We start from the raw sequence: 16,426 nt of genomic DNA on the forward strand, positions 1-16,426 counted from the left end.
CGCAGGCAGGCCACCGTGGTGGCCTTGGGCCGGGGGAACGCTTTACAGATGGCCAGGTAGTGGCGGAGCACCTGCCCACGGCATGGAGATGGTCTCGCTCGAGCGCGCCCGCGGGTTCGCAGTGCTGGTCGGTCCGGGTAGGACGTGTCCTACGAATCGTAGGGGGGCGTGCTCTGCGTCGTCGCTTTTCATGCGTTGATGCTGGCTGACGGTGATACGTCTGACGTTGTGGCCTGCGACTGGGTGTGGGACCTTGGAAACGAGCCCGGGAAACAGGGCTCCCGGACGAGAGGTGCTGTACCCGGTGCGCGACAAGACGGCCCGCAGGAGGCTGTCATGTCTTGGTTCGTTCTGGTGCTCTCCGGGATCCTCGAAGCGGTCTGGGCCACCGCGCTGGGCAAGTCCGAGGGCTTCAGCCGGCTCGGCCCCACCCTGGTGTTCTTCCCGGCCCTGGCCGCGAGCATGACCGGCCTGGCCTGCGCGATGGAAGACCTCCCGGTGGGCACCGCCTACGCGGTGTGGGTGGGCATCGGTGCGATACTCACTGTCGTCTACGCGATGGCCACTGGTGAAAAGTTGATTTCGGTGCTCAGGATCGTGTTTCTGCTGATGATCATCGGCGGGGTCCTCGGGCTCAAACTCTCCCACTGAGGCCGCACCGGAGTGCTCATCGCAACCACAAGATGATGGCCGCGATGAGCGCTCCGGCCCGATAGTAGGCCGCCCGCTCGGCGTACCGAGTGGCCAGGCCACGAAACTTCTTGAGCCTGGTGAAGCAGCGCTCATCACGTTCCGCCCCCGATAGAGGTTCTCGTCGAGAACTGACGGGCGCCCACCTCCTAGACCCTCGGCGACCCGACGGGTGAGCTGGTCCAGGCGCTCCGGACAGACAAAGCGCACCTTCCACCGTCCCATCGCAGCGCGGGGTGAGGGACGGGAGCAAGCCGTGTCGGCGATCACGGCCTGTGGCCGGGTCCGAGGCCGGCCAGGACCAGTGCGGGCCACCTCGATGCCCTCGAGTACCGGGCGCAATGGCGGGTTGTCCCAGCCTGCCCTCCCGTGAGCACCATGCTGATCGGCAAACCGCGGCCGTCGGGGGCCAGGTGGATCGTGGTGCCCAACCCACCGCGGGAGCGGCCGAGTCCTTCGCCCCCGACCATTACCAAGGTCTCGATCGCTGCAGAACAGCCCCTCTTGACGGGCACCGGCAGCGTGCTGGTGAGCGCGCACCACGGTGGAGTCGACACTGATCACCCACTGGACCTCACCGGCTGCATCGTTGGCGCGTGGTGCTCGACGTCGGGGCGGCCAAGGAGGTCCGGGGACGGCAGAGGAGGAACGTCCGGTCGCCAGGGCCCCTGCCGGCGACGCGCCGGACTGGAGGGGCCGACCGGTGCGGGCCCGCGCCGGGATCGGCGCCGACCATCAGGGGGCCTTCGCGGCCCGCTGCGCGGCGTCTGGCCGCGGGCGGCGCGGGCGGGGTCAGCGCTCCAGCACGGCCGGGCGGTCCCGGCCCCGGACCCGGAGCACGGGCCACTCCGGGTCCACGGACAGGGGCCGGACGCCGTCGGGACCCAGCAGCACCGTGTCCTCGATCTTCGCGCCCGGCGCGGACGGGTTCCACGTGAAGGCCTGGTGCTCGTGCACGCGGTCCGGCACGCCGGGGGCGAGCCGGGGATCCCGCCCGGCGTACCCGGCGGGCCCACCCTGGTGGTGTCGGGTCCACTCCCCGGCGTCGAAGCCGTGGCGCGGATAGGAGCGCCGGAGCACCGGCAGCAGGTCCGCGAGGGGCAGCCCGGGGCGCAGCGCGTCGAGGACGTCCGCCTCGACCTCCGCGATCCTCGCCTCCGCGTCCGTCTCGGCGGGGTCCGCCGGGCCGAAGCGCACCCACCGGGTCACGTTGGCGATCAGTCCGCCGCGGCGGGCGCAGACGACCGCCATCGCCCGCCGGCCCAGGGGCCCGGCGGTCGGGAGGGGGTGGCGGTGGGGCAGGCGGTCCACGCCGCCGCACAGCACCACGAGGGGTTCCGCGCCCGCGCGCACCAGCTCGGCGGTCAGCCCGGCGGCGAGCTCCCGCTCGGTGGTGCGCGGGGTCGCCCGGCCCAGGGCGCCGGTCAGCACGGTCGCGGCGTCCCGGCACAGCCGTTCGTAGCGCTGCGCCTCACCGGGCAGCAGGGAGGCCCGCGCCGCCCGCAGCGGCGCGGCGACGCAGTCCTCGGAGGCGACGGCCATCGAGCGCGCCGCGGGGAACCAGTCCTCCGGCGCCGTGAGGGACCCGTGCCAGGGCACCTCGTGCAGCCGGACGTCGGCGGGCAGCTCCTCGGCCACCAGGCGGGCGGCCTCGTTGGCGGAGGTCACGACCTCGTCGCCGTCCCGGTGCACCAGGACCGCCGCCACCGGCGGGCCGGCGAGCGAGACGTGCACGCGCGCCCCGTCGAGGTACCAGGACACGGCGGAGTGGCTCTGCAGCAGCACGGCGTCGACACCGTGGGCGTCGAGCACGCGCAGGACCCGCCGGCGCTTCTCCGCCCGCTCCGGGTCGCTCACGCGTCCCGGCCCCGGGCCGCGTCCCCGACGAGCAGGGCCTCCGTCCGGGCGGCGTCGAGACGGCCGTCGACGACGAGCACGCGCACCTCCCGCTCGACCGGCCGCTCCGTCGTCGTCGTGACGGCCGTGTCCCAGGCCAGGGCGAGGCCCACCCCCGGGTACCCGGCGTGCCGGACGAACCACGGGTCGGCCGCGTCGTCGCCGCGCCGGAGGACGAGCGTCGCGGGGCGCCCCGCGAAGTCGGCGGAGAACGCCAGCCACGGGGACGTGCTGCCGTGCACGGCCTCCTCGCCCGCCGCGTCCGCGGTGAAGACGTCCGCGTCCGTGCAGGCGGGGAGCCGCCAGAAGAACCCGCCGTAGCCGCCGCCGGCCCGGCCGTTGGAGCCGGGGCTGCCGAGCCGCACCGGGCGCTCGCCGGCGGGGGACAGGCGGAAGCGCAGGCCGAGCTCCCAGGCGTGCTCGTGCACGGGGCGGAACGTCCAGCGGCGCTCCTCGGTGAGCACCGCGGTCCCGTCCGGGCCCGTCCAGGAGAGCTCCTCGTCCAGGCGGTCGCCGGCGTGGTGGGCCGCGACGCGGACCACGCGGCCGTGGTCGTCCCGCCACGCGTAGCGCTGCGCCTCCCGGGTGTAGGTGCGCCCGCCCCAGAAGTTGAGGCCGTCCACGTCCTGGAGCGCCGTGGAGACCCCCAGGTGCCAGACGTGGTCCAGGGGCTGCTGGTCCGTGACGGTGGTGCCGCCGAGGGTCCGGACGGGGTGCAGGAACGGGCGGGGGGACGCGGTCGGGGCGACGTCCTCGCCCGTGCGGACCTGCGCGACCTCGCGGCCGCCGACGACGACGCTGCCGCTCGTGGCGGCCGGGCTCGCCCAGGGGGCGCCCAGGCCGGTGAAGTCCGACTGGGCCCTGACCGCCCGCCCCGCCCAGTCCTCGATCCCGTCGAGGACGGCCCGCCGTGCCGTGCCGCCGTCCTGCACCCAGCGCACGTGCGCGGGATCGATCGGGACGGGGTCCGGGGCGGTGCGGACGGCGTCCAGCACCCGCATGAACGCCCCCGTGGAGACCAGCGGGCACAGCAGCGGGGTGCCCCGGAGCCGGGCGTCGAGCAGGTTCTCGAGCAGGTTCGTGCGCCCCGACTCGACGACGCGCGTGCCCTCGGGGCCCGTGACGGTCAGCCGGTCCTGGGTGTAGTGCAGGACGGCCTGTCCCTCCGTGCCGTCGACGGTGATGAAGGGGTCCTGCTGCTCGGCGGCGCACAGGGTCAGGGCGCACGTGACCGGGATCCCGGCCGCGGTGCGCACCCGGACCACCGAGGTGTCGTCGGACTCGATGGCGTTGGCCCGGTAGAGCTCGGTCCGCAGCTCGGCGACGTCCTCGCGGGTGCGGGCGCCGGCGAGGTGCAGGGCGGTCATCACCGCGTGGGCCAGCGGGTTGGTGACCACGCCGTCCACCACGTCCACGCCGCCCATGCGGCGCCGACCGGCCCACGGGGAGCGGGTGAAGTAGTCCGTGTCCCGGGACCACAGCCCCGTGGCGCCCACCGCGCGCAGCCGCCCGATCTCCCCGCTCGCGAGCAGCTGCTCGACGACCGCCAAGGAGTGGGAGCCCAGGCTCTGGAACCCCACCTGGACGAGCCGGTCCGCCGCCCCGGCGGCCTCGAGGAGGCGGTCGAACTGCTCGAGGTGGGCCACGGGGGGCTTCTCGAGCAGGACGTCGGCACCCATCCGCAGGGCGGACAGGGCGAGGTCGAAGTGGGTGTCGATGGGCGTGGAGATCACCACCACGTCCACGTCGAGGCCCGCGGCTCCGAGCTGCTCCAGGTCGCCGAACATGGGCACGTCCGGTCCGAGCACCCCGTCCTCGTCGATCCGCCGGTCGACCGCCGCCACCAGGCTGACGCGGCCCTCGTCCTCGAGGCGGCGGATGTTCGCGAGGTGGCGTCCGCCGAAGCCGCCGATCCCCACCAGGCAGACGCGCACGCGTCCTTCCGGCACGGTGCGGGCGGCGGTGACGGACACGGTCTGGGGCTGCACAGGTTCTCCTGGGGATCGGCGGTCGGGACGGGGACGGGGGACGGGCCGGTCAGGGACGGGGCCGGGGGAGGCGGTCGCGGTCAGGCGGGATCGGTCGCGGGGGCGGCCGCTCCCGTGCGCGTGCCCGGCACGGTCCGCTCGCCGAGGCGATGCCCGCCCCGGGCGTCGAACAGGTGCACGCGGCCCAGCTTCGGGCGCACACAGGTGGTGGTCCCGGCCGCCGGGGGCGTGCGCCCGTCCACGCGGCCCGTGATCAGGTGCTGCTCGCCGTGGACGGTGGTGTGCCCGTAGACGTAGGCGTCGGCGCCGAGCTCCTCGACCACGTCGATCTCCACGGCGAGGCCCTCACCGGCGGGGGCCTGCTCGAGGTCCTCGGGGCGCACGCCCAGGACCACGGTCTTCTCCCGGGTGGCGCCGAGCACGTCGCGCGGGACCGGGTGGACGGTGCCGCCGAACAGCACGCCGTCCTCGGTCAGGGGCAGCTCGAGCAGGTTCATGGCGGGGGAGCCGATGAACCCGGCCACGAAGACGTTGTCCGGCCGGTCGTAGAGGTTGCGCGGGGTGTCGACCTGCTGCAGCAGCCCGTCCTTGAGCACCGCGACCCGGTCGCCCATGGTCATGGCCTCGACCTGGTCGTGGGTGACGTAGACGGTGGTGACGCCGAGCCGGCGGGTGAGGGAGGCGATCTGGGTGCGGGTCTGCACCCGCAGCTTCGCGTCCAGGTTCGACAGCGGCTCGTCCATCAGGAACACCTGCGGGGAGCGCACGATCGCCCGGCCCATCGCCACCCGCTGGCGCTGCCCGCCGGACAGGGCCTTGGGCTTGCGGTCCAGGTAGTCGGTGAGGTCCAGGATCTTGGCGGCCTCCTCCACCCGGGTGCGGCGCTCGGTGGCGTCGATCTTGGCGATCTTCAGGGCGAAGCCCATGTTCTCCGCCACCGTCATGTGCGGGTAGAGGGCGTAGTTCTGGAACACCATCGCGATGTCCCGGTCCCGGGAGGGGACATCGGTGACGTCCCGGTCGCCGATGCGGATCCGCCCTCCGTCCACGTCCTCGAGCCCGGCGAGCATCCGCAGGGACGTGGACTTCCCGCACCCGGAGGGACCGACCAGGACGAGGAACTCCCCGTCCGCGATCTCGAGGTCGAGCCGGTCCACCGCGGGCTTCTCCCCGCCCGGGTAGAAGCGGGTGGCGCTGTCGAACGTCACGGTTGCCATGATGTGTCCCTCCACGGGCAGGTACGTGCCCGACGATCCGAAGTGAGTGGGTGCCCCGCCGTGCGGGGCAGGTGGAGCCGCGTGCGCCGGACGGTGTCGTCCGGCGCCCGCGGAGCGTGCGGGGGTCAGCTGATCGCCGACTCCATCTCGGACATCATGCGCTCAGCAGCCTCCTCGGGGGTCGCGCGCTCGAAGAGCACGTCGAGCTCGTAGCGGTAGATGATCTCCTGCAGGGTGCTGAAGCCCAGCGGCGGGACCGGCAGCGCCTCGCCCAGCTCGGGCTGGATCTCCTCGACGAACTCCGCGGCCGCGGTGTCCGAGGCGCTCAGCTCGGGCAGCACGGCCTCGCGCACCGTCTCGTTGGCGGGCAGGCCACGGTCCGCGAGGTTGATCTTGCCGGCCTCCTCGCTGTTGACCATGAAGTCGATGAACGCCTTGACCTCCTCCGGGTGCTCGGTGCGGGCCGAGGCGGACATGAACATCGCCGACTTCTGGAAGTGCTGGGCGCCGCCCTCCGTGCCGTCCGTGCTCGGGAAGCGGAGCGGGACCAGCTCGTTGCCGGACGCGGCGTTGAGGGCGCTCAGCTGGTTGGTCCACCACATGCCCATGGCCGCGCCGTTGGTGCCGGTCAGCGACTGGTCGGGACCCGGCTCCTGGTCCTCCGTGACCACCGAGGCCGGGGGCAGCGCGCCGTCCTTCAGCATCCGGTGCCACAGGCCCAGGTAGCCGGCGGCGTCGCTCGCCTCGAAGCCGAGCTCGCCCTCGGGCGTGGTCAGCTCCTTGCCCTGCTGGCGCAGCCAGATCTGGAACCCGGCCGGCTCGTTCGGGCCGCTGGTGCCGTAGGCGTCGGTCTTCTCGGCGATCTGCTGGGAGACCTCGGAGAAGTCGTCCCAGGTCCACGTGGAGTCGTCCGGCAGCTCCACCCCGGCCTCCTCGTAGATCGTCGGGTTCGCCATCATCGCCATCACGTTGACGCCCGTGGCCACTCCGAAGAGACCCTCGTCGGTCCGTCCGCTGTCCACGACGCCCTCGTCGATCTCGGTGACGTCCACGTCGGAGAGGTCCAGCAGCGCGCCGTTGTCGGCGTACTCGCGCAGGTACTTCTCGTCCATCTGGATGATGTCGGGGGCGTCGCTGGAGGCCGTCTGCGTGGCCAACTTGTCCCAGTAGCCGCCGAAGTCGCCGTACTCGCCCACGATGGTGACCCCCGGGTTCTGCTCCTCGAAGGCGTCGATGATCTCCTGCGTCTGCTGGTGGCGGGTGTCCGAGCCCCACCAGGCGAAGCGCAGCTCGACGTTGCCGTCGGCGTTCGCGTCGTCGGCGCCGCCGCAGCCGGTCAGGGCCAGCGCCGACACGCTGAGGACGGTGGCGGCCTTCGCGAGAGTTCCCGTGCGCTTCATGCTGATCTTGTCTCCTTGGGTGGATTCGGCGGGTGCTGGAAAGCGTTTTCCCGAGCGTAGCTGTGACCTGCCTCACGGGTCAAGGGGTCGTACGGGATTTCCCGGCCGTGTCGTGCCGGCGCCCCTCGGGGCGCCGGCACGGGTGGCGGCGCGGGGTCCTATGCGGTGCCGAACGCCACGCTGTCCGTGGTCCAGGCGCGGGCCTGCCCGCTCAGGGTGACGCCCAGTCCCGGGCGGTCGGGGACGAGCATGCGTCCGTCCCGGGTCTCCAGGCGCTCCTCGAAGAGCGGGTCGAGCCAGTCGAAGTGCTCCACCCACGGCTCCCGCGGATAGGCCGCCGCCAGGTGCAGGTGGATCTCCATGGCGAAGTGGGGGGCCAGCCCCAGGCCGCGCTGGTCGGCCAGGGCGGCCAGGCGCAGGAACTGGGTGATGCCTCCCACGCGCGGGGCGTCGGGCTGGATGATGTCGCAGGCCCGGCTCTCGATCAGGCGGACGTGCTCGGCGACGGAGGCGAGCATCTCGCCCGTGGCGATGGGCGTGTCCAGGGCGGCGGCCAGCTGGGCGTGGCCCTCGGCGTCGTAGGCGTCCAGGGGCTCCTCGATCCAGACGAGGTCGAACTCCTCCAGCCGGCGGCCCATGCGCAGGGCCGTGGCGCGGTCCCACTGCTGGTTGGCGTCGACCATCAGGGGCACGTCCGCGCCGATGTGCTCGCGGACGCCCGCGACCCGCCGCAGGTCCTCCGCGGAGTCGGGGAGGCCCACCTTGATCTTGATCCCGCCGATGCCCTCCTCGAGGGAGCGGGTGGCGCGGTCCCTGACCTCCTCCAGGGAGGCGTTGAGGAACCCGCCGGAGGTGTTGTAGGTCCGCACGGAGTCCCGGTGGGCGCCCAGCAGCTTGGCCAGCGGCAGTCCGGCCCGCTTGGCCTTGAGGTCCCAGAGGGCCACGTCGATCGCGGCCAGCGCCTGGGTGGCCACGCCGGAGCGCCCCACGGAGGCGCCCGCCCACAGCAGCTTGTCGTACACCTTGGCGATGTCGTTGGGGTCCTCGCCGATCAGGCCCTCGGCCACCTCCTTCGCGTGGGCGTACTGGGCGGGGCCGCCGGCCCGCTTGGAGTAGCTGAAGCCCACCCCGGTGTGTCCCTGCTCCGTGGCGATCTCGGCGAAGAGGAACACGACCTCGGTCATCGGCCGCTGCCGGCCGGTGAAGACCTTGGCGTCGGAGATGGGGGTGCTCAGCGGCAGGGTGGCGGTGGAGAGCTTGACGTGGCGGACGGTGTCCGGGGTGTACGGCATGGCGGGGTCCTCGCGGGTCTCGGTGGCGGCGGTCACAATGAATAGTACAAGTAGATAACTTGTATGACTAGCACCCCTGGGGTGCGCGTCGTCCCGGCATCGAAACACTCTGTACATAGTTATTGTGACCTGCAACACTGACGACGAGACCGTGTGAACCCCACGCCCGCGGGGCCCGTCCCCGGGCAGGCGCCGCGGAAAGGATGTGGATCGATGCCGATCGACACGCCCCAGGCAGGAGCGGCGGCCGCGCTGCTCCAGGACTTCTCCCTCGAGATGACGGGCAAGGACGTGCTGGCTCTGGAGGAGGCCGCCGCCGTGGTCCCCCCGGGGACCAGGATCAACGTGACCTTCCTCGGCAACGAGGACCTGACCGTGCGCGTGGCCGCGGCCCGGGCGGTGCGGGAGCACGGGTTCGTCCCTGTGCCCCACCTCTCGGCGCGGAGGCTGCGCTCCCAGGCCGAGCTCGAGGAGTTCCTCGCGGCGCTCGCGGAGGTCGGCGCCGCCGAGCACGTCTTCGTGGTGGGCGGGGACCCCGAGACCCCGGAGGGTCCCTACGAGGACTCCCTCTCCGTCATCCGCACCGGGGTGCTCCAGCGGCACGGCGTGCGGGGGGTGGGCGTCAGCGGCTACCCGGAGGGCCACCCCGGCATCGACGACGCCGCCCTGTGGTCCGCCCTGACCGACAAGACGGCCGCGATCCGCGAGCAGGGCCTCGAGCCGGAGGTCATCACCCAGTTCGGCTTCGACGAGGACCCGGTCCTGCAGTGGTTGGCCGAGGTGCGCCGCCGCGGCGTCGACGCCCCGGTGCGGATCGGGGTGCCGGGGCCGGCGGGCGTCAAGCGCCTGCTCGGCTACGCGCGCCGCTTCGGCGTGGGCACCTCGGCCGGCATCGTCCAGAAGTACGGCTTCTCCCTGACGAATCTGCTGGGCACCGCGGGCCCGGACCGCTTCCTGCGCGACCTCGCCGCCGGCCTCGACCCCGCCGTCCACGGGCAGGTGCTGCTGCACTTCTACACCTTCGGCGGGCTGCGGGCCACGGCCGAGTGGGTCCGCGAGTTCGCGGCGGACGGGCGGACCCCGTGAGCGCGCCCCGCCCGTCGATGCTCCGCCCGGACCACGCCAGCCTCGTGGTGCACGGCCGGGACCAGCCGGGGATCGTCGCCGTCGTCACCGAGGTCCTCGCCCGGCACGGCGCGAACATCGTGGCCCTCGACCAGCACTCGGACGACCCCGAGGGCGGGGCGTTCTTCCAGCGCACGGTCTTCCACCTGTCCGGCTACCCGGCGCTGCGCCCCGCGCTCGAGCAGGACCTCGGCGCGGCCCTCGCGGACGGCTTCGAGCTGGAGTGGCGGTTCACGGACCTCTCGGTGCCGCGGCGCGTGGCGATCTTCGCCTCGAAGTCCGATCACTGCCTGCTCGACCTCATCTGGCGCCAGCGCCGGGGGGAGCTGCCCATGACGATCGCCATGGTCGTCTCCAACCACCCTGACATGGCCGCGGACGTCCGCGGCTTCGGCATCCCGTTCTTCCACGTCCCCGCCCAGGACAAGGCGGCGGCCGAGGCGGAGCACCTGCGCCTGCTGCAGGGCAACGTCGACCTCGTGGTCCTCGCCCGCTACATGCAGATCCTGTCCTCCTCGTTCCTGGCCGAGGTCGGGGTGCCCGTGATCAACATCCACCATTCGTTCCTGCCCGCCTTCATCGGGGCCGAGCCCTACCGGAAGGCGAAGGAGCGGGGCGTGAAGATCATCGGCGCCACCGCGCACTACGTCACCGAGGACCTCGACGAGGGCCCGATCATCGAGCAGGACGTGGTCCGGGCCTCGCACCGGGACTCCGCGCAGGAGCTCGCCCGCCGCGGCGCGGACGTGGAGCGGCAGGTGCTCTCCCGCGCCGTGCTGTGGCACTGCCAGGACCGCATCATCCGCCACGACCGCCAGACCATCGTGTTCTGATCCCCGTCCCGCCCCGTCGGCGCGAGCGCGGACGGGGCACCACCGCAGAGAAGGAGTTCACCGTGGCACCCCGCACTCTCCAGGACGTCCTCGACGCCTCGAACGGCACCGTCGAGCTGCTCCGCAACTCGCAGATCGGCGCGTACGTCTACCCCGTCGTCGCGCCCGAGTTCCACAACTGGCGCAGCGAGCAGAAGGCGTGGCGGGAGGCCGCCGTGCTCTACGACCAGTCCCACCACATGGACAACCTGTTCATCCGCGGCAAGGACGCGCTGCGACTGATCTCGGACACCGCGATCAACAGCACGAAGACGTTCCCCGTGAACAAGGCGAAGCAGTACGTGCCCACCACCCCGGCCGGCCACGTCATCGGCGACGGCATCCTCTTCCACCAGGCGGAGGACGAGTACGTCTACGTGGGCCGCGCCCCGGCCGCCAACTGGCTGCTCTACCACGGCGAGACCGGCGGCTACGACGTCGACATCGAGGTCGACCGCCGTTCCCCGTCCCGCCCGATGGGCAAGCCCGTGGTCCGGAAGTACTGGCGCTTCCAGATCCAGGGCCCCAGCGCGTGGCAGATCATCGAGAAGCTCAACGGCGGACCGCTCGAGCAGCTGAAGTTCTTCACGATGGACCGCATGAACGTCGGCGGGGCCCAGGTCCGCACCCTGCGCCACGGCATGGCCGGCGCCCCCGGCCTGGAGATCTGGGGCCCCTACGAGACCTACGACCAGGTCCGGACCACGATCCTCGAGGTCGGCGCCGAGTTCGGCATCGTGCCCGTCGGCGCCCGGGCGTACCCCTCGAACACCCTCGAGTCGGGCTGGATCCCGTCCCCGCTGCCGGCGGTCTACACGGGGGAGGGCACGGCGGACTACCGGAAGTGGCTCGGGGCGGACAGTTACGAGGCCACCAACGCGCTCGCCGGCAGCTTCGTCTCGGAGAACATCGAGGACTACTACCTCACGCCGTGGGAGCTGGGCTACGGGTCGTTCGTGAAGTTCGACCACGACTTCATCGGGCGCGACGCGCTGGAGGCCATGGACCCCGCCGCGCAGCGCCGCAAGGCGACCCTGGCGTGGAACGCCGAGGACATGACGAAGATCTTCGCCTCCCTCTTCGACACCGAGGGCCCGGACTATAAGTACTTCGACCTGCCCCTGGCCAACTACGGCTCGTCCAACTACGACGCGGTGGTCGACGCCGACGGCCGCACCGTGGGCCTGTCCATGTTCACCGGCTACAGCTACAACGAGCGCAAGGGTCTGTCCCTGGCCACCGTCGACCCGAACGTGCCCGAGGGCACCGAGCTGAAGGTGGTCTGGGGCGAGCCGGACGGGGGCAGCCGCAAGACGACCGTGGAGCCGCACGAGCAGCTCGAGGTCCGCGCCGTGGTCAGCCCGGTGCCCTACTCCGAGGTGGTGCGCCAGGACTACCACGGCGGTTGGCGGACCGCTTCGGCCGGGCGCTAACCGAGGAGGAGCCGGAGGGCGCGCAGCACGGGCCCGGGCTCCCACCGCCCGACGCCGTCGACCGCCCCGACGGGGTGCACGCCCGCCACCGAGTTGGTCACGAACACCTCGGTGGCGCGGGCGAGCTCCTCCCACCTCACCGGGCGCTCGCGGACGTCCGTGCCGGCGGCGCGCAGCGCCGCCAGCACGCGGGCGCGCACCACGCCGGGCAGGATCCGGCCGTCCGCGGGCGGGGTGAGCACGGCGCCGTCGACGACGACGAAGACGTTGGCCCGGCCCGCCTCCAGGAGCGTGCCGTCGGCGTCCACGAGCAGCGGGTCGCAGCTGCGCGACCACAGTCCCGGGACCGGCTCGTGGGCGAGCGCCCGGCGGTCCGCCCACTTGTGCCCGCCGAGGCCGCCGGGCAGCCGGACGGGGACGAGCCGCCACGGCGGCACCGGCTCCGGCGGGAGGGCCGTGGCCGTGACCGTCACGGTCAGGGCGCCCGCCGGGGCGGGCACCGCGGTGATCCGCAACCGGTGGGGGCCGGGGAGCGCGGCGGCCCGGTCCACCACCTCGCCGTGGACGCCCGCGGGCAGGGCCGCGCCGCAGCAGGCGAGGCAGCTGGCGCCGAGCCGCTCGAGGTGGGCCTCGAGGTCCACGGGCTCGCCCTCGCGCACCAGCAGCGTGGTGAACACCCCCTCCGCGCGCACCGGCGGGAGGACCGGCAGGGCCGGGAGGAGCTCGAGGACGGTCGCGGGCCGGTGCCCGTCCCAGTCCTCCCGGAGGTCCTCGTCGAGCACGGCCCCGACGGCGTCGAGCAGGGGCACCGCCTTCACGAGCGTCTCGTGCGCCTCGTCCGCGGGGTCGGAGTCGGCCACGATCCCGCCGCCCACCCCCAGCCGGACCCGGTCGCCGGTGAACTCGAAGGTGCGGATCGCCACGTTGAGCACGAGGCCGGCCGGGCCCGCGCAGCCGATCGCCCCCGTGTAGACCTCGCGTGCCGCGGGCTCGAGCGCGTTGACGATCTCCATGGCCCGGATCTTGGGCGCGCCCGTGCAGGACCCCGGCGGGAACGTGGCCCGCAGCAGCGCCCCGTCCCCGAGCCCCGGGGGCAGCTGCCCGTGCACGTCCGCCACCAGGTGGTGGACCCCGGTGTGGGGCTCCACCCGGGGCGCCGCGGGGGCCCGCACCGATCCGGGCACGCACGCCCGGGAGAGGTCGTTGCGCATCAGGTCCACGATCATGACGTTCTCCGCCCGGTTCTTCGCCGAGGCGTGCAGCGCCGCGGGGTCGCTCGTGGCCGGCGCGGTGCCCTTGATCGGGGAGGTCAGGACCGTGCGCCCGGTGCGGCGCAGGAACAGCTCCGGGGACAGGCTCGCCACCGCCCCCTCCGGGAGGCGCAGGAAGGCGGCGAAGCGGGGGGTCAGGGTCTGCTGGCCGGCGCAGAACAGGTCCAGCGGGTCGCCCTCGAAATCGGCCGCGAGACCGCGGCAGATGTTGGTCTGGAAGACGTCGCCGTCACGGATGTGGCCCAGCACCGCGGTCACGGCGGCGGCGTGCGCGGCCGCCGAGGCGTCGGCCGTGAAGGGCCCGCACCGGTAGGGTGCCGGCCCGTACGGGGCGTCCGGGGCCGCCAGGGCCAGCTCCCGCACGGCCGCCACCCGGGCCGGGTCCGTGCCGGGGAGCCACTCGAGCACCCAGGCGCCGTCCGCGGCACGGTGGCGCAGGACGTGGTCGTAGTACCCGAGGTGGTGGTCCGGCAGCCGTGCGGGGCGCGGCGGGGCCGCGGGGAGCCGCTCGAGCCGCCGGGCCAGCTGGTAGCCGAGGTAGCCGATCCAGCCGCCGCCGAAGGCCGGCCCGGGATCGACCTCCCCGGGATCGACCTCCGCCGGGGCCTGAGCGTCCAGGGCGGCGAAGGGGTCCTCGTCGGGGCCCAGCACGCGCAGCGGCCGGACGCCGATCACGGTGTCGCCGTCGTGCCAGTCGCCGAACAGCCCCACCAGCCCGGGCTGGTCCCGCAGGGCCCGCAGCATCTGCACCGGGGACAGCCGGACCCCGGTGAGGATCTCCTCCCTCGCCATGCCGGGCCTCAGCCGTTCTCCGGGGCGGTCGCGGACGGCCCGCTGCCGCCCGCCTCCGCCTCGAGCCGCCACCGGGAGTTGGCCAGGTGCGCGCGCATCGCCGCCGACGCGGCGAGGGGGTCACGGGCCCGGATCGCGTCCAGGACCGACCGGTGCTCGGCGGCGACCCGGGCCGCGCGCCCGCCGCCCGGGGCGCCGTCCAGCCGGCGCGGCGGCATGGTGATCATCGCCGGCCCGAGACCGGTGAGGGCGTCCACGTAGTACGGGTTCCCGCTGGCCTCAGCCACGGTCCGGTGGAACTCGAAGTCGTTCTCCAGGGACGCGGCCGGGTTGTCGACCTCCTCCTCGGAGCGCGCCAGGGCGTCCTCCATCCGGGCGAGCTGGTGCTCCTCCCGGGCCGTAGCCGCCAGCGCGGCGGCCTCGGACTCGACCCCGGTGCGGAAGGCCAGCAGCCGGCGCCGGTCCTGCAGGGTCCGCACCGGCCGGCTCGTCCCGCCGGACGCGGCCGGCGGGGTCAGCACGAAGCTGCCGCTGCCCCGCCGGGTGTGCACGAGCCCCTCCGCCTGCAGCCGGGCGACGGCCTCGCGCACCACCGTGCGACTGACCCCGTGCTCCGCGATCAGCGTGCTCTCGCTGGGCAGGCGCTCGCCGGGGGAGAAGCGCCCGTCGACGATGCGCGCCCGGAGGTCGTCCACGAGGGCGGAGGTGAGGTTGCGGCTCATGAGGACATGATCCCACCCCGGGAGCGGCCCCGCAGCCCGGGATCAGGACCGGCGGCCGAGCTCCTCGACCACGCTGCGCCCGCTGCCCGCCCGGGACTCCCAGGCCCAGGTCTCGTGCAGGCGCACCCTGCCGTCCCCGAGCACCTCGATGCGGGACGTGCACGCCCCACCGGCGGTCTCCCCGGCGTCGTCCAGGTGTGAGTAGCGGAAGCTCAGCCCGTCCCCGGTGCGCGTGCCGACGAGGAAGCCCCTGCGCACCGCGCCGCCCGCGTACTCGGCCCACACGAGGTCGTCCTCCTGCCGGTAGGCGAAGACCGTGTCGGAGCCGACGTCCCCGTCGGCGGCGTTGGACACGCCCACGAACGTCCTCCCGTCGAGGTCCACGGTGTCCGGTGCGGTCGGCGGTGTCGGCTCAGTCATGGGATCCACCGTACGGGGAGCCGGACGCCGTCGTTATCGGTCCGCGATAACCTGCCTTGGCGGGCCGTTCCACGGACCGCGAGACTGGCACGGAGAGTCCCGGCTGCTGCGGGGCGTCCGCGAGAAGGGAGCAAGGATGATCTTCATCGTCGTCAAGTTCAAGGTGAAGCCGGAGTGGGCCGACCGCTGGGTCGAGTTCTCGAAGGAGTTCACCGAGGCCACCCGTGCGGAGCCGGGCAACCTGTGGTTCGACTGGTCCCGCAGCGTGGACGACCCCCACGAGTTCGTGCTCGTCGAGGCCTTCGCCGACGACGGCGCGGGCCCGCACGTGAACAGCGACCACTTCAAGAAGTTCACGGCGGAGGCGCCCCAGGCGCTCGTGGAGACCCCGCAGATCATCAGCGAGCAGATCTCGGCCTCGGACTGGAACCGGATGGGCGAGATCACGGTCGGGTGACCGGCCCCTGACCGGCCGCCGGCCCGGGAGCGAGGCTCCCGGGCTGTTGGCATGTGCAATCCGGCACGCCAGAATGTGAGGCATGACCGCACACGACACCGGCATGGCCTCCGTCCAGAAGGCCTTCGCCCTCCTGGACGTGGTCGCGGGGGACCCCCGCGGGGCCACGGCGAAGGACATCAGCACCGAGCTCGGGATGCCGCTGCCCTCGGTCTACCGTCTGCTGCAGACGCTCGTGGCCTCCGAGCACGTGGTGCACCTCCGGGACCAGCGCCGTTACGGACTGGGCTACAAGCTCCACGCCCTCGACGCCTCCCTGCGCCAGCAGGTCGCCGTCCCCGCCACCGTCCAGCGTGCGGTGCGGGAGCTGCACGTCAGCGCCGACGCCGCCGCCTACTTCGCGGTCTACCGCGGCGACGCCGTCGTGGTGGCGCACGTGGTCGACTCCCCGCGCCGGCCGCGCATCGAACCCATGGACTTCGGCTTCACGGGCGCCGCCCACGCCACGGCCTTCGGCAAGATCCTGCTCTCGCGCATGGACGACGACGAGGTGGCGGACTACCTGGGGCGCCACGGGATGCGCCTCCTCACGGACCGCACGCTCAGCACACCGGAGGAGCTGGGGCGCGAGCTCGGGCGCGTGCGCGCGGAGGGCGTCGCCGTGGAGCGGGAGGAGTTCGTGCCCGGCGCCTCGTGCCTGGCCGCGCCCGTGGTCGACTCCGCCGGGCGCACCCTGGGCTCCGTGGCCGTGTCCCTGCGGCCCGCCGACTTCGAGCGACGGCACCGGTCGATCGCGCCGGTCCTGCGCGACGCCGCGGACCGGGTGGGGCGGGCCCTGCGGGCGGGGGGGG

General features: G+C 73.4%; 14 protein-coding genes and 1 riboswitch. Of the genes, 6 read left to right on the forward strand and 8 right to left on the reverse strand.

The genetic code is table 11. The features are described 5' to 3' along the window. Window positions 1-258 precede the first annotated feature (258 nt). Window positions 259-326, forward strand: a riboswitch (guanidine-III (ykkC-III) riboswitch). Window positions 327-336: 10 nt separating this feature from the next. Further along, window positions 337-651: a DMT family transporter gene (locus tag ACYVM4_RS01855; protein ID WP_460667466.1), complete on the forward strand. Its 315-nt coding sequence runs from the start codon at window positions 337-339 to the stop codon at window positions 649-651. Between the two features lie 831 nt (window positions 652-1,482). Here the strand turns inward: ACYVM4_RS01855 and ACYVM4_RS01860 are convergent. From ACYVM4_RS01860 to ACYVM4_RS01880, 5 genes are all read right to left on the reverse strand, one after another. Beyond that, window positions 1,483-2,547, reverse strand: coding sequence for a M24 family metallopeptidase (locus ACYVM4_RS01860; protein WP_460667467.1), 1,065 nt, complete (start codon window positions 2,545-2,547; stop codon window positions 1,483-1,485). Next, window positions 2,544-4,574: a DUF6807 family protein gene (locus ACYVM4_RS01865; protein ID WP_460667468.1), complete on the reverse strand. Its 2,031-nt coding sequence runs from the start codon at window positions 4,572-4,574 to the stop codon at window positions 2,544-2,546. Before ACYVM4_RS01865 ends, ACYVM4_RS01860 begins: the two co-directional genes overlap by 4 nt. An 80-nt stretch (window positions 4,575-4,654) precedes the next feature. Further along, window positions 4,655-5,791, reverse strand: coding sequence for an ABC transporter ATP-binding protein (locus ACYVM4_RS01870; protein ID WP_460667469.1), 1,137 nt, complete (start codon window positions 5,789-5,791; stop codon window positions 4,655-4,657). 125 nt (window positions 5,792-5,916) lie between these two features. Then, entirely contained in the window at window positions 5,917-7,191 is a 1,275-nt protein-coding gene (locus ACYVM4_RS01875) for an ABC transporter substrate-binding protein (RefSeq protein ID WP_368823237.1), read from the reverse strand. Window positions 7,192-7,349: 158 nt separating this feature from the next. Continuing rightward, window positions 7,350-8,483, reverse strand: a complete 1,134-nt coding sequence (locus tag ACYVM4_RS01880; RefSeq protein WP_368823240.1) for an L-talarate/galactarate dehydratase — start codon at window positions 8,481-8,483, stop codon at window positions 7,350-7,352. A 213-nt stretch (window positions 8,484-8,696) separates the two neighbouring features. On the opposite strand from ACYVM4_RS01880, the gene ACYVM4_RS01885 reads away from it, so the two are divergent. From ACYVM4_RS01885 to ligM, 3 genes are all read left to right on the forward strand, one after another. Beyond that, window positions 8,697-9,569, forward strand: coding sequence for a methylenetetrahydrofolate reductase (locus ACYVM4_RS01885; protein ID WP_460667470.1), 873 nt, complete (start codon window positions 8,697-8,699; stop codon window positions 9,567-9,569). A 17-nt stretch (window positions 9,570-9,586) separates the two neighbouring features. Next, window positions 9,587-10,441: a formyltetrahydrofolate deformylase gene (gene purU / locus ACYVM4_RS01890; RefSeq protein WP_368823239.1), complete on the forward strand. Its 855-nt coding sequence runs from the start codon at window positions 9,587-9,589 to the stop codon at window positions 10,439-10,441. 62 nt (window positions 10,442-10,503) lie between these two features. Further along, the gene (gene ligM, locus ACYVM4_RS01895; protein WP_460667471.1) at window positions 10,504-11,913 is read left to right on the forward strand and encodes a vanillate/3-O-methylgallate O-demethylase; all 1,410 of its coding nucleotides are present in this window, start codon (window positions 10,504-10,506) and stop codon (window positions 11,911-11,913) included. Here the strand turns inward: ligM and ACYVM4_RS01900 are convergent. From ACYVM4_RS01900 to ACYVM4_RS01910, 3 genes are read right to left on the reverse strand one after another with little or no spacing between them, the layout of a single operon-like run. Further along, window positions 11,910-13,976, reverse strand: coding sequence for a bifunctional anthranilate synthase component I family protein/aminotransferase class IV (locus ACYVM4_RS01900; RefSeq protein WP_460667472.1), 2,067 nt, complete (start codon window positions 13,974-13,976; stop codon window positions 11,910-11,912). The two genes, ligM and ACYVM4_RS01900, sit on opposite strands and share 4 nt — an antisense overlap. Before the next feature lie 8 nt (window positions 13,977-13,984). Beyond that, window positions 13,985-14,698: a FadR/GntR family transcriptional regulator gene (locus tag ACYVM4_RS01905; protein WP_460667473.1), complete on the reverse strand. Its 714-nt coding sequence runs from the start codon at window positions 14,696-14,698 to the stop codon at window positions 13,985-13,987. A 42-nt stretch (window positions 14,699-14,740) separates the two neighbouring features. Continuing rightward, on the reverse strand, window positions 14,741-15,118 hold the full coding sequence (locus tag ACYVM4_RS01910) for a hypothetical protein (protein ID WP_460667474.1): 378 nt from the start codon (window positions 15,116-15,118) through the stop codon (window positions 14,741-14,743). 136 nt (window positions 15,119-15,254) lie between these two features. On the opposite strand from ACYVM4_RS01910, the gene ACYVM4_RS01915 reads away from it, so the two are divergent. Next, entirely contained in the window at window positions 15,255-15,575 is a 321-nt protein-coding gene (locus ACYVM4_RS01915) for a putative quinol monooxygenase (protein ID WP_368833715.1), read from the forward strand. An 82-nt stretch (window positions 15,576-15,657) separates the two neighbouring features. After that, the coding region (locus ACYVM4_RS01920) for an IclR family transcriptional regulator (RefSeq protein ID WP_460667475.1) at window positions 15,658-16,426 on the forward strand (769 nt) is incomplete at its 3' end.

It is taken from the genome of Kocuria himachalensis (genome assembly GCF_054784195.1).